Genomic DNA, 14343 nt, shown 5'->3' on the forward strand with positions numbered 1-14343 from the left:
TCAGTAACAGATTTGGGGAATACACCGGTAAGGTATTGTTCGCCAAGAGATAAAACCTTTATAAGATTGGTGCTCCCGCTTATCCTGCACTTTTTTATTTCAGTATACATATATCTCCTAGCTGTTTATGCGCTTCCATTTATCTTTTACAATAATACAACCGTAATCCATACCCTCTGCAAAGGCAAACTCGGTTCCATTATCAAATACCGTTACAGGGCAAATATCGTCTTGCATGTCATAGGTAATAAGACCGGTACGGGTATTTAACGCTATTAAAAAAGAGTAATTCATGGGTGCGATCAAGCCTCCCGCTATACTAAAATCAACAATTATTTCGGTATCGCCTGCTTTATAAAACTCAGATAGTGCTTTGTTTACTGTAAAAACCCGTCTTTTATCTCTTGTTAAAAGTGCTAAGCCAATATTTTGTATAGGGTCGTAATTATTTATACCTATAACTATTCTTAAATTAATATCCTCTGAATGAGAAAAATTTGAGGTCTCTTCATTTTCAGAATTACAGGTAAATAATTGTTTAATATAAATATCGCTCTCTTTACCGCTAAACAAACTTACCTGGTTTACGCTTTTGTTATAGTAATCTTTAACAACATCTTCGGGCAGCCCTATTTTTTCTACTCTGCCCTGGTCTAATAAAATACATTCATTGCATAGCTGTAAAATACTGCCCATGTTATGACTTACAAAAAGCACTGTGCGGCCTTCGCCTTTGCTAACATCATTCATTTTACCCAGGCACTTTTTTTGGAACTCGATATCACCTACAGCAAGTACCTCATCTACTATTAATGTTTCGCTTTCAAGGTAAGCCGCGACAGCAAATGCCAGGCGCACATACATACCGCTACTGTAGCGCTTTACAGGTGTATCTATATAGCGTTCAACACCAGAAAAATCAACAATCTCATCAAATTTACGGGCTATTTCTTTTTTACGCATCCCTAAGATGGCTCCGTTCAAATAAATATTTTCCCTACCTGAAAGCTCAGGATGGAAACCTGTACCCACTTCCAATAAGCTGGCAACGCGGCCCTTTATTTTAATATTGCCTTGCGTAGGCGATGTAATTCTGCTTAATACTTTTAGTAGCGTACTTTTGCCTGCACCGTTCCTTCCAATTATGCCTATGGCATCGCCCTGCTTTATTTCTAAATTAATATCCTTTAAACTCCAGACAATGTTACTTGTGCCTTTTATTGCACGGTCATTAGCTTCGCCTATTTTTAAAAAAGGGTCTTCTTTACCGCGGATCCGGGCCCACCATCTGTCAATATCCCGGCTAATTGTCCCGGTACTAAAATCACCTAACTGATATGCTTTAGATAAATTTTCAACTTTAATAGCAATATCACTCATAGCAAAAGATATGATTCAAATAGCTTAAATAGTATCAACAAAATTCTTCTCAACCTTATTAAAAACAACCAATCCAATAATAAAAATTGTTAAACTGGCTATAATACTATAAATAAATGCTCCGGGATAAAATTGACCGGTACCTAAAAACCCGTATCTAAAGGTCTCAATCAATCCACACATAGGGTTTAAAGCGATAATAATCCTATATTTTTCCTGTAGATATGAAAGTGGATAAATAACCGGGGTTGCATACATGGCCAACTGTATACCAAAAGTTACCACAAAAGCCAAATCCCGGTATTTAGTAGTTAGGGCGGTAATAATCAGGCCTAAGCCCAACCCCAAAATAGCCATTAACAACATAATAACGGGGAATAATAAAATGTACCAGTTTGGCTCTATATTATTCCCTTGTATAAGGTAGTAAACCATTAAAATGATAAACAATATAAATTGAACCGCGAATTTAATAAGGTTAGAGAATACGATGCTTAACGGCATAATTAAACGCGGAAAATACACCTTACCAAATATGGCTGAATTATCTCTGAAAACGGTTGATGTTTTTGTTAAACAATCAGCAAAGTAACTCCATGACACAATACCTGCCATGTAAAATAATGGCTGTGGCGCACCATTTGTGCTAATTTTGGCAAGGTTACCAAAAACAAAGGTGAATACTATTGTAGTAAATATAGGTTGGATAAAAAACCATACCGGGCCTAAAATGGTTTGCTTGTAAAAGGATACAAAATCACGCCGTACTAATAACCACAGTAAATCACGGTAATTCCAAACATCTCTTAGGTGCAGATTAAAAACAGTATCATGAGGTTTAATTTCTAAATCCCACTCCTGATTTGAACTGTTTGCTTCCATATGTTTTTTAATATATACCCTTACTATGCAATAATCTCTCTTAAACCCTTACACCTGAGAAAATTATTTTTTACCCGATTTATTGAAAACCCCACCCACTTTTGATGCAAAGCTTTGTTTAGTTTTTTCATCATTGGTATAGCCGTAACCATAACCATAACCAGCGCCATAGCCGTAGCCAACTCCATAACCCTGCCTATAGCCCCCTAATATGCCTCTCATTTTTAAACCATTAAAAACAATGTTTATATTGGTTAACTCCTTGTTAGCATATAAAGTATCAATCAAATTTAAATAGTACTTAGGTGTGTATTTATGGCGTACCATATATAAACATGCATTAACATACTTGTTAAGGATCTTGGCATCAGTTACCAAACCAATAGGCGGCGAATCTATAAGGATATAATCAAAATCTTCGTTAAGTTTAGCCATCAACACGTCAAGTCTGCCGTTAAGCATTAACTCGGTAGGGTTAGGTGGAATGGCTCCGGCAGGTAATATCACAAGGCCTGGTATTTTTTTGTCGGCCATTGAAAGCAATATTTGTTCATAAGTAGCTAATCCTGCTAAGTAATTACTAATACCCGGCTCCTGGTCAATCTCCAGCATTTTACTTATTTTGGGTTTACGAAGGTCAAACTCCATAATAGCCACCTTTTTACCGGTTAAGGCCAAACTTACTGCAAGGTTAACGGCAGTAAAGCTTTTACCCTCGCCAGATATAGATGAGGTTAATAAAATTGTTTTATTATCGCCTTGTATCCCTATAAAGTTTAGCGAAGTTCGTAATGCCCGGAATTGTTCAGCAACTATCGTTCGGCTACCATCTTTAATTACCAGGGTTTGACCACTATCGTCATGTAAAATTTCTGCCAGTATAGCAGCATCTGTTGCTTTTTCAATCTCTGATCGGAATAATACTTCCTGGTTATATTGCTCTCTTAATAACACAAAAATAACACCTGCAATTACCCCTACCGAAAGGCCCATTAAATAAATATTTAATGGTATTGGCTTTATAGGCCCGCCTTTGTTCTCGGCATAATTAACAATACGGCTATCGGCAACAGATGCTGCACGTGAAAGTTGTACTTCTTCACGTTTAGTAAGCAATAGTGTATAAATATTATCCTTAATGCTACGGTTACGGGTTATTTCAAGAAATACCCGCTCTTTTTGTGGTAAATCTCTTAATTGATTTGAATTTCTGCTACCTTCAGATAGCAGCCTGTTTTGGGTAGTGATTAAATTTTGACGCAAGCCCCGCAGGTTTTCCAGTATGCCCGGTTTTATTTGTGTTATACGTTCTTTAATAGCATTTACAGAAGGTGAATTTTCACCAGCAGTTTTACTGATTGTTGCAAGTTCAAGCTCGGCGGAGTACAACTTATCTAACAGTTGCCCTAATAACGGATCATTTAATCCTAAAGTTGAGGGTACAAGGGCAGAACCTGCTCCCTTTTTTATGACATACTTTTCTACCTGGGTCAATACATCTAACTGTATTTGTATTTGCGCCATTTTTTCAACATTCTGTTGCCCACTACTTATAAAGGTCAATCCTTCTGCAGAAAGGTTTGTAATTCCTTTTTGTTTGCGATACTCCTCCAAGTTTCCTTCAACAGTTGATAATTCTTTGGTAACCGAAATTAAGCGTTCATTTATAAAAGCAAGTGTATTTGATGCGGTTGCATTTTTATACGCAATACCCGCTTCGTTATACACACGCACCAGGTTATTCAATACATCTTCTGCACGTGTCGGAACCTGATCGGCCAGGCTTAAAGCAATTAATGATGAGTTACGTGCGGCTGAAGCAACCTTTAACGCGCCCAATAAGGTTTTAGCGGTAGGTTTTACATTACGGATGTAAGCATAATATTCTCCCTTAAATTGCATATCGGCACCTTCTTTTGTAAGATTTATGATGTAATCTCCATAAGGTGTGTGCACAGGGGTAGACAAAGGATATTTTTTATTGCCTAAAACAATTGCATTTTGTGATTTCAAATAATTGAAAGAAACAGGAATTGAACCTACATCCGGAACCTTATCAGGATTAAGCGCGACAAAAGTTACCGGGCTGGGGTAAATTAGGATGTCCCTAAACGTACCCTTATTATAGAACTGGGCATATAAACCCATGTCCTTTACCACCTGCTGCATTAAAATACGCGATTTTATTACTTCTATTTCATTTTCTACAACTTTTGCAGAATTCGAAACACCCAGTGCCTGTAAAACACTCGCATCAGTACCGCCGCCGTTTTGGTCTTTAAGCAAAATAGTAGCGCTGGCTTCGTAAATTGGTGTTTGGTAATGAATATAAAAATAGCTTATTACTAATGAGGTAACAATGGTAAGTACAAATATGGGCCAAAAAGGCAAGTATCTGAACGCTATAGCACTAAGCGCATTTTTGGTGGTTGAACCTTCAAAAGCATTAGATGTATTATTTTTGGTGGTGTTTTTCATTAAAAAGATAAGGTATTATCTAATAAACTGGGTGTAAATAACTAATAAGAGCGATACTACACTAAAAAATACAGGAAGTAGCTGGGTTGTACGATCACCTGTTGCTGCCCTTGCATTATTAGGCTCAACATAAATAATATCCTGATTTTGAAGATTATATATTTCCTGATCAAATAGTTGGTCTTTATTTAAACTAAATCGTTTATAAATTCTTTTACCTTCAACCTCTCTTATCAATAATACATTATTGCGTTTACCATATGGAGACAGGTCACCGGCCATACCCAATGCTTCGGGCAAGGTCATTCGTTCATTTGGCGCAGGGAAAACACCCGGGTGGGTAACTTCACCCAGTACTGTAATCTTAAAATTAATTATACGGATATTAACAATTGGGTCAATAGCAATTTTTTTACTTAAAATAACATTTGTAATTGTAGTTGCAAGTTGGCTTTTAGTTAACCCTGCTGCATTTACAACGCCTATTAATGGTAATTTTACTACACCTTTTTCATCTACAAGGTATCCGCTAGCACCGCCTTGCCCATCCCCGTTAACTGCAAATTGCGAGTTTAACATGCTGGTTGTAGCTACATCCGGTGTGGATATATTAATGCTTAACAGATCGTTTTTAGCAATGATTGTTTCCAGTTTATTTACCGGTACAATAGAGGTGCTGTCCCTTACTATGTTATTAAAATAAGTAAGTTTCTTTGCGTTTACACATGAATTTAATGAGGATAATGATATAATCGCGAAAAGAAGGATCAGCAGAGAATAGGTAGTAGTTTTTTTCATATAATCACAGCAACATACGCTACTATGTCTGTTTAAATTAAAGAGATAGCTGCTTGCAAACTTAAAAATTATTAGTTCAATTAATTCACTTTTTTAATATAATTCGGTTAAACCCTAAAATAGTAAATATTTCTAAAAAAGAGCTGTAGTATTCAAATTATTGTAAAATCCGGGCATATCACCTTATTAACGTTTAGTTCTTAATAAATCTCTAAAACGGTTTTTTAATAATTTTGCCCGCCGTTTAAAATACTCGGTTTTGCCGGTTATGTGGTTATACAAACTATTTAAAATATTAGCAGGGGTTGCGTAAACCGGGATCAAAGACTTAGTTAAATACCCTTGAAAATGTAGGGTATAAAACTTCAGGTATTCGGCTTTTTTTTCTGTGTTCTGCACATGCCCGTATAAACCATCACCCTTCCGTATCATCTTTTTAATTTTAGTGCCTGAGGTAAGTACAAAACTATGCCTACGGCCATTATAAGATACATTTATGTTAAAATCAAAGCAAATTCCCTTATCTTCTAACGAAAGTAATTTTAGTGTATTTGGCTTTGTCTCTATCCTAAAAACATTAAGCAATATCATGTCAGATACGTTAGTATTATCTAAAAATTTACCGGCAAGTGTATCTTTTAATAATACATTAAATGCTGTTTCATCAGAATATTTGGCGTTTATAAAATCGCAAAAATCATTTAACAATTTATTGTTCCAAAATGAGGTATGTGCCGATGTAATGCTGTTATCATCACGTTCAAAAAACATCATGGTACCATCATATTTGTTCTTTATCAAACTATCATATACCGGTTTAAGGTCCTGCAATATCAGCACATCGCAATCAGCATAAACAAAGTAATTGATATTCAAATCCTTTACTACATCGTTGATAATGAACCACCTGTCAAAACAGGTCTTTTCAAAGAAATAAGTATTTGTAGAATGATGCTTATATAGTTTGTCAAACGGTCTTTCGGTTTGTGCATAACCTGATATATCTATACAGTTATAATCGCGGTACAGTTGAAAATTTGTATCGGTAAGTATGAAAACGTTCTCCGTTCCATTCGTTAAGGCGGCTTGTTTCAATACGATGTCAAAAAACAAGCTTGTGTTGCTGCCTAATTGCAAAAAGAAAATTGGAAGCTTGGTATCATTTAGATTAACCAATGGATTTAACCGGCCTGACTGACTCAAATTGTTGCTCTGTTTTATCTGCTAACAAAAATACATTTTACACGCAGGTAAACAATAGGCGCCATATGGTTTTATATTAGGCGATATTACTACCGGCAAAAGTATAATATCAGGAATAAGGCAGAGCTGATAAAATTGACTTTTACTCAATAAAAAACCCGAAGCACTATTACAGCGCCCCGGGTCTATTATTAACTATTTACTATTCTTAATTAGGAGTAGCTAATTTGTTATATAAAAGTTCATTGTTTGGTATTGGCCAAATGTATCTTGGATCAGAAGCAGGTACTGCAGGCGCACCACCAGATTTAGCTGGTATAGTTAAACCTAAACGTACCAGATCTGTGTTTCTTAAACCCTCGCCTAATAATTCAATATTACGCTCTTGCAAAATAGCATCTACTAAGGCAGGGCCACCTGCAAAGCTTCCCGCAGTAAATACAGTACTTGCATCAGACCGGCCGCGTATTGCATTTAATAATGCAATAGCTTGTGCATCAACACCGTTAACACGGGCTCTTGCTTCTGCCAGGTTCAGTAATACTTCGGCATAACGTATAACCGGTGCCCAATCAGTATACGGAGAAGGCTGGGCATATTTAGCCAAAAATCTGAAACCTAAACGTGCTGCATTGGTAGAAGCTATTATAAAAGAAACACGTCTTTTATCTGTAGCTTTCCAATTTGCATCGGCCACTACACCGGCTGGGTTCAAATAATATTCGGCATTAAGCACTGAACCATTATTGTAAAAATAAAAACCTAACTGGTTTTGTGTACCAGGGGTTTCAGTAGTGATAAACGGTAACGAGAAGATGGATTCAGTTGTTGTGTATGGCGCTTTAAAAACGTTTGTTACATCGGCTTGTAAAGCGTTGTTAACACCGCCTGCTGGTGCACTACCGGCTGATGCTGTAAAATTGGCTGTACCCACAATTTTGTTAGCTTCGGTAATTACATTAGCATATTGTTGCATAGTTAAATACACCCTTGTTTTTAAAGCAATGGCAGTATTACGATGAGCGCGTGTGGTAATTGTTGCGGCGTCAGCATAAATAAGTGGCAACCCTGCTTCTGCTTCATTCAGGTCTTTTACTACCTGTGCATAAACTTCAGCCACAGAGCTTCTGGCTAAATCATAATTACCATATACGGCATTACCTGTTAAACGTAAAGGCACGCCAGGTTTGCTGCCATTACCATCATAATAAGGGCGTGCATACATTTGCAAAAGATCATAGTAGCATAAAGCTCTTATAAACTTAGCCTCGGCAACATAGTTAGCTGCTTGTGCAGGTGTTACTATTGCAGCCCCTTTCGCAGCCATACCGTCAATAAACAAATTACAGTTATTGATGGTAAAATATGCCTGGTTCCAAAGGGTTTGCACCTCTGTTGTAGTACCTGTTACACTTTGGTTCCAGGTAGCTGTGTTGGTTACACCATTATTACTTAAATTGATCCAGTTATCAGCCTTAATTTCCTGGTATACCTGGTACCTGCCGCCCATAAATACACCACTCCTTAAATTTGCATATAATGCTAAAACTTGTGCCTGTATACGCGGTGCAGTGGTAAACTGTAAAAAGTTATCATCATTAGTAACTGATGTTTGTGAAATAGGCGATAGTTTATCTTTTTGGCAAGAATAATTTAACATTACTCCCATGCCCAATATCATTAAAAATTTCTTTTTCATTTTCTGTTAAAATTATTGTTTAAAACTTAACCGATAAACCTGCAGTAAGCGTCCTTTGGTTACCTGCTGTATTACGGTCAACACCCTGGTTAGCATTTCCTGTACCATTCGATGATACTTCCGGATCAGGACCAGGATATTTTGTGAAAAGAAGCAAGTTATAGCCGCTTACATAAACACGTACATTGTTAATACCTAATTTAGCTGATAAACTTTTTGGTATTGAATAACCAATATTCGCTGATTTAAGCTTTATAAAGTTTGAACTATATACATGGATATCTAATGGCATTGTTGAACCGTTTGAGATATTATCATTGTACTTAACCTGCGGAATGTTTGTAATTTGGCCTGGAGCTGTCCACCTGTTTAATACATCGACAGTGTTGTTCCAGAAACGCTGATCAAGCAACCCTGATCCTGTACCATAATACATAGATCCGCCAAACTGATAGGTAAGTAAGAAGCTTAAATCAAAGTTTTTATAACGGAAAGTATTGCTGAAACCACCAAAACCTTTAGGCTGTGATTGTTTGTAGTTAACAGCATCAGCAGCCTGGGTAATAGCAGGCGCTACGCTGCCATCAGCATACGTCCAGCGGTTTGCACCATAAAAGTCGAAATAAACATCGCGGCCACTTCCGTCAACAAATATCCTGCGACCTGTAGCCGGGTCAACACCATGCGTGCGAACGATGTACAAGTTGGCCAGTGGTTTGCCAATTTCTGAAATATTGGTGGTTTCCAAATCTGAAGTAGTGCTGATCAACCTTGGGGTACCCGGGGCTAAAGCAGTTATTTTGTTGGTATTAAAGCTGATGTTGAATGATGGAGTCCAGGTAAAGTCTTTGGTTCTTACGGCGTCGGCATCAATAGTGATTTCTAAACCTTTGTTATACATAGAACCAATGTTCAATGGCGGGTTAGATGCTAAACCTGCTGATGGCGCCTGTGGCACGTTGAATATTAAGCCTGATATATCATTTTTGTAGTAAGCAACCTCAGCGGTAATTCTATTATTTAAAACTCCGAAATTAACACCTACATCTAATTTCTTACTGGTTTCCCAGCCTAATGCAGCATTACCTGTTTGTGAAGGAGCTAATGTTGGGTTTGTGTTATATACACCCGATGAGTAGAAACTGGTTGATGCAAAATCACCTAAACCAATATTATTGCCCACTTTACCATAGCTACCCCTTATTTGGAAGCTACTGAAAATTTTATCGGCTTTAATAGAGCTCCAGAAACCTTCGCGTGAGATATCCCATTTCAAACCACCACCCGGGAAATAACCGGCTTTCTTATCAGGGCCAAATGCCGAGTACTCGTCTCTACGTACTGTAGCAGAAAGAAAGTATTTTTTATCAAAGTCATAATCTAAACGACCGAAGAATGATACCAGGTAGTTTTCAGTTAACTGTAAACCGGCTGTTCCGTTAGTGGTAAAACCGGCCTGTATTACGTTAAATGCAGGGTCAGACAATACAGTACGTGCTATACCAAAACCCTCTGTAGTACGGCGTGTTTGCTCATTACCTAACAATAACGAGAAGTTATGTTTTGCAACTAAAGTATGTGTAAACTGCGCTGTATTTGTCCAGGTGTAGTTTTTAAATTTAGCATAGGTAGCTGTAGCACTACCGTTAGGGTTACCATTACCCTGTAATGGGTTATTAAATATATCATTATCAGAAAAGATATAATCAATACCATAAACAGTTTTTAAAGTTACCCATGATGCTGGTTCATGATGCTGGTTTAACCTGAAAATATACGTTTGATGCAATGTGCTGCAACTCGTTATTTGAACGGTTTAAATCAAGTATAGGCAAAATGTTAGGGTAAGTTACACCAATATTAGTGTTGCCTTGTGTACCTATTGCGCTACCATTTAAGTTGTAGCTACCATCATTATTATATGGTGAAATGTTTGGTGGCAATACTAAAACAATACGGCCTAAACCTTCTGTACCATAGGCTGTACCTGATACTGAACCCGTACTTGCCGAAGCATAGTTACGCTCGTTTGAATAGTTGATTTTACCACCCATTGTAACATATTTACTTGCGGCGTGGTCAACGTTGGCCAATATACTTCTGCGGCCATATTCGTTACCCTGCAAAATACCTTTTTGCTTACTGTAGTTGGCTGATAAGTAGTAGCTTGTAGTTTCATTAGCACCACTCATACTCACAGTATTGTTGGTGGTTACACCTGTACGATAAACATAGTCATTCCAGTTAGTATTTATAGGATTGCCATTTGCATCGTTAGATAAAGCATAGAACCTTGTTGGTGCAGTAGAAGTGGCTGCGCCTGTGTTGTACAGCCCTGCATTCCTCAGAGCTTCATTTTTTATTTCGGTATATTGAAATGCATCTAAAATTTTGGGCAACCTTGTAGCTTTGGCAGAACCAATCCAGCTATCAAAAGTTACAAGGGTTTTACCTTTTTTACCTTTTTTAGTAGTAACAAGTATTACACCATTTGCAGCACGGCTACCATAAATAGCAGTAGCAGCAGCATCTTTCAAAATTTGAACACTCTCTATATCTTCAGGGTTAATATTACCTAAAGCATTACCTGTTGAGTTAGTAGCACTAACATCACCGCTAATACTGATAATACCGTCAACTACTATAAGTGGCTGCGAACTTAAGTTAATTGAGTTTGTACCGCGGATACGGAATACAGGAGGCGCATTTACAACCCCACTTGGGATGGTTACCTGTACACCTGCTGCGCGGCCGCCTAATGACTGTTGAAAGTTTTGTACCGGTTGTTCACTTAGGTCTTTACCTTTTACAGATGATAAGCTACCTACGTTATCCCTTTTTGTGGTTGGGCCACCGTAACCGGTTACAACAACCTCGTTTAAGGCACTTGCAGAACCCACAAGCGCTACATTAAGCCTCTCATCACCGGGTTTTACGGTTTGTGATGTAAAACCAATAAAGCTAAATACAAGTGACTGGCCAGCCGGCACTTTAATTGAGAAGGTCCCATCGGGGCCTGTTTGTGTACCTGTTCGGGTACCTTGAACGACTACGGAAACTCCAGGAAGTGTTTTTCCGTCGTCCTTTCCGGTAACTGTACCAGTTACTGTTCTGGTTTGTGCATAGGCATGGCTGCCTAATAACAACAAACCCAATACAAAATTGAGTAATTTTTGTTTCATGCGTTAAAAGTTAATAGTTAAGTGGTTCAAATTATAACAATATTATTATATTCCAAAAAATATTGTTAAAATATTGTTAAAAAGTTAACAAATTAATAACAGCATAAACAAAAACAGCTATAATTATTAATAAATGGAAGTAATTTGTTGGCGAATTGCAACAAACAGGCGTTTTAGACACACTAAATAGAAGTAAATTTTTTACAATACGTAAAAAAATACTTTAAAGACGAAACAAAAAGCCACAAAGCCGCGTATACAGCGCATTTTTTTTCAAAAAAACAGCATTCACTGAAATTTTAAAAGTTAAAAACAAGAAAATTATATTAGAAAGTCAAATTGGTCGTAAGAACTATCTAGCAATATCTGTAATAATTAGGAATAATAGAAAGCTTTTTTAAATTATATTTTATTACCTATAACGAAAACAAATTAACCAATTCATCAAGTAATCACCTTATATAAAGCATGTTATAAAACGCAGCCATATTCATAAATTAATTGAACAATTTGGTATTATTATATAGCCTTATGCTGTATTTTATCTATTATTGAATATGGAATTCACACCTCTTATTAAATCTTTTGATGATCTTACGGCAATAGAACTGTACAACATTTTACGGCTGCGTAATGAGGTATTTATTGTTGAGCAAAATTGTGTTTATCTGGATACCGATAATAAGGACCTGAAATGCCATCACCTGATGCTGCTTAATAACAATGAACTTGCAGCTTACGCAAGATTGGTGCCTCCGGGGTTATCTTTTAATGAAATGTCTATTGGCCGGGTAGTATCAAACCCCAAATACAGGGGAACAGGCGCAGGCCGGGTATTAATGAATTTAGCTATCGAAAAATGCCCGCAAATGTTTGGCGAAGGCACTATTAAAATAGGTGCACAAGCTTACCTTCTAAATTTTTATACATCGTTAGGGTTTATTGCCGTTGGCGAGCCTTATGATGAGGATGGGATACCGCATATAGATATGATCAGGAATCCATAAGGGGAGCATACCTTTATATATTAATGTTTACTTACAATCTCAATTTTGGCTTTAGCTGGTGCTGCGTGAGACTTTTGGTCGCATTTCCCTAACAGCACATAAATCACAATAAATATTATTATAGTAGAGAAGCAGCCTCCGCCTAATTTTTTAGCGCCCCATGCTGCTATAATACCTCTGAAAAAATTATTCATAACTCATTCTTTATATCGCTAACGCATAATGCTTAAGATAGTTTTAAGGCCAAAAGAATGTCCTTTTATTGCCTCCTTCACAAATGGATTATTCTATACTTAAATTTTAATCCGCGTAGGTCAAATATGCTATTTGGCCAACTTAAAAAGTTACTAAAGCAACCGTGCTGAGTTTAAATCATTAACATAAGTAACTAAGCTTAACGTGCACAAACATTAAATTATTTCTATTATTGTATTCATTTAAATGTTGCTTAATAATCCTGAATGCAAACAACCATTCTTATCATCGATGACGAAAAAAAGTTAAACGATCTGCTATCGCGCATTATCGGATTAGAGGGATTTCGTGTGTTGCAGGCTTACACAGGTAAGGATGGCCTGAAGTTGCTTGAGCAGGAAGATGTACTGGTAGTGTTAAGCGATGTAAAACTACCCGATGTAAATGGCATTGACCTTGTAAAAACAATCAAAGCTAAAAAGCCATATGTAGAAGTTATTAATCTTACTGCATACGGCACCATCAATGATGGTGTTAAATCTATTCAGAACGGCGCCTTCAATTACATTGTTAAAGGTGATGATAATGATAAAATAATCCCTCTGCTTAACCAGGCAGTTGAAAAAGCACAACTACAGCGCATTGCTTTTGATGCTGATAAAAAAATAAGCGCCAAAGCCAGCTTTACTCAAATAATAGGGAAATCTCAGGCAATTATGGATGCTGTAAACCTGGCCCGCAAGGTAGCAGCTTCTGATACTACTGTATTATTATTAGGTGAAACAGGTACAGGTAAAGAGGTGTTTGCATCAGCCATACATAATGAAAGCCAGCGCAGGCAAATGCCTTTTGTAGCTATTAATTGCAGCAGCTTTACCGGCGAATTGTTGGAAAGCGAATTGTTTGGATACAAAGCAGGTGCCTTTACCGGAGCTGTAAAAGACAAAAAAGGGCTATTTGAGGAAGCTCATCACGGCAGCATATTTTTAGATGAGATAGGCGAGATGAGCCTGGAGCTTCAGGCCAAACTTTTGCGCGTACTGGAAAGTAAAACATTCATTAAACTGGGCGATACACAAACCACCAGGGTGAACATTCGCATTATGGCCGCCACTAATCGTAATCTTCAAAAGGATGCCGAAGAAGGGAAATTCAGGCTGGATCTGTTTTACCGTTTGTCAGTTTTCACTATCAACCTCCCCTCTTTAAATGAACGTAAAGATGATATCGAACTTCTGGCCAAATACTATCTTAAATTCTTTGCAGACAAAGCAGGCAAAGTTGTTAGTATGCCCCATGAGTTTTTAAACTTGCTTGAAAGGCATCAATGGAAAGGCAATATCCGTGAGTTGAAAAACGTAATGGAGCGTGCAGTAATATTGGCCGATGATACCCTTACCCGCGATACACTGCCCCAGCAGTTTAACAACCAAAATGCTGACAGTAACGCCTTTGACCTGCAAAGCATCGAGAAACAGCATATAAGTAAAGTACTAAATTATACCAAAGGCAATAAAAA

10 protein-coding genes are annotated in these 14343 nt (G+C 37.3%); 2 read left to right on the forward strand and 8 right to left on the reverse strand.

The features are described from left to right. Positions 1-117: 117 nt before the first annotated feature. From WC743_RS27585 to WC743_RS27620, 8 genes are all read right to left on the reverse strand, one after another. A complete protein-coding gene (locus WC743_RS27585; protein ID WP_373016780.1) occupies positions 118-1380 on the reverse strand; it encodes a polysaccharide ABC transporter ATP-binding protein in 1263 nt (420 codons plus the stop codon). A 24-nt stretch (positions 1381-1404) separates the two neighbouring features. Beyond that, positions 1405-2262, reverse strand: a complete 858-nt coding sequence (locus tag WC743_RS27590; protein ID WP_373016781.1) for an ABC transporter permease — start codon at positions 2260-2262, stop codon at positions 1405-1407. 63 nt (positions 2263-2325) lie between these two features. Then, entirely contained in the window at positions 2326-4740 is a 2415-nt protein-coding gene (locus WC743_RS27595) for a GumC family protein (protein ID WP_373016782.1), read from the reverse strand. A 15-nt stretch (positions 4741-4755) separates the two neighbouring features. Then, the gene (locus WC743_RS27600; protein ID WP_373016783.1) at positions 4756-5538 is read right to left on the reverse strand and encodes a polysaccharide biosynthesis/export family protein; all 783 of its coding nucleotides are present in this window, start codon (positions 5536-5538) and stop codon (positions 4756-4758) included. Positions 5539-5724: 186 nt separating this feature from the next. Beyond that, complete coding sequence (locus WC743_RS27605; protein WP_373016784.1) at positions 5725-6741, reverse strand: hypothetical protein; 1017 nt, start codon at positions 6739-6741, stop codon at positions 5725-5727. A gap of 208 nt (positions 6742-6949) precedes the next feature. Continuing rightward, positions 6950-8440: a RagB/SusD family nutrient uptake outer membrane protein gene (locus WC743_RS27610; RefSeq protein WP_373016785.1), complete on the reverse strand. Its 1491-nt coding sequence runs from the start codon at positions 8438-8440 to the stop codon at positions 6950-6952. Positions 8441-8459: 19 nt separating this feature from the next. Next, a complete protein-coding gene (locus WC743_RS27615; protein ID WP_373016786.1) occupies positions 8460-10229 on the reverse strand; it encodes a TonB-dependent receptor domain-containing protein in 1770 nt (589 codons plus the stop codon). Then, positions 10189-11622 carry a TonB-dependent receptor plug domain-containing protein gene (locus WC743_RS27620; RefSeq protein WP_373016787.1) on the reverse strand — a complete coding sequence of 478 codons (1434 nt, stop codon included), beginning with the start codon at positions 11620-11622 and terminating at the stop codon, positions 10189-10191. The genes WC743_RS27615 and WC743_RS27620 overlap by 41 nt, the downstream gene beginning before the upstream one ends. A 557-nt stretch (positions 11623-12179) precedes the next feature. On the opposite strand from WC743_RS27620, the gene WC743_RS27625 reads away from it, so the two are divergent. Both WC743_RS27625 and WC743_RS27630 read left to right on the forward strand, forming a co-directional pair. Continuing rightward, on the forward strand, positions 12180-12629 hold the full coding sequence (locus WC743_RS27625) for a GNAT family N-acetyltransferase (RefSeq protein ID WP_373016788.1): 450 nt from the start codon (positions 12180-12182) through the stop codon (positions 12627-12629). A gap of 461 nt (positions 12630-13090) precedes the next feature. Continuing rightward, the coding region (locus WC743_RS27630) for a sigma-54-dependent transcriptional regulator (RefSeq protein WP_373016789.1) at positions 13091-14343 on the forward strand (1253 nt) is incomplete at its 3' end.

Source organism: Mucilaginibacter sp. (assembly GCF_041660805.1).
GTDB lineage: Bacteria > Bacteroidota > Bacteroidia > Sphingobacteriales > Sphingobacteriaceae > Mucilaginibacter.

Coding starts and splice junctions, on each gene's coding strand:
- WC743_RS27620 (WP_373016787.1), bottom strand. CDS start 11,622: ATGAAACAAAAATTACTCAATTTTGTATTGGGTTTGTTGTTATTAGGC.
- WC743_RS27590 (WP_373016781.1), bottom strand. CDS start 2,262: ATGGAAGCAAACAGTTCAAATCAGGAGTGGGATTTAGAAATTAAACCT.
- WC743_RS27600 (WP_373016783.1), bottom strand. CDS start 5,538: ATGAAAAAAACTACTACCTATTCTCTGCTGATCCTTCTTTTCGCGATT.
- WC743_RS27585 (WP_373016780.1), bottom strand. CDS start 1,380: ATGAGTGATATTGCTATTAAAGTTGAAAATTTATCTAAAGCATATCAG.
- WC743_RS27610 (WP_373016785.1), bottom strand. CDS start 8,440: ATGAAAAAGAAATTTTTAATGATATTGGGCATGGGAGTAATGTTAAAT.
- WC743_RS27595 (WP_373016782.1), bottom strand. CDS start 4,740: ATGAAAAACACCACCAAAAATAATACATCTAATGCTTTTGAAGGTTCA.
- WC743_RS27625 (WP_373016788.1), top strand. CDS start 12,180: ATGGAATTCACACCTCTTATTAAATCTTTTGATGATCTTACGGCAATA.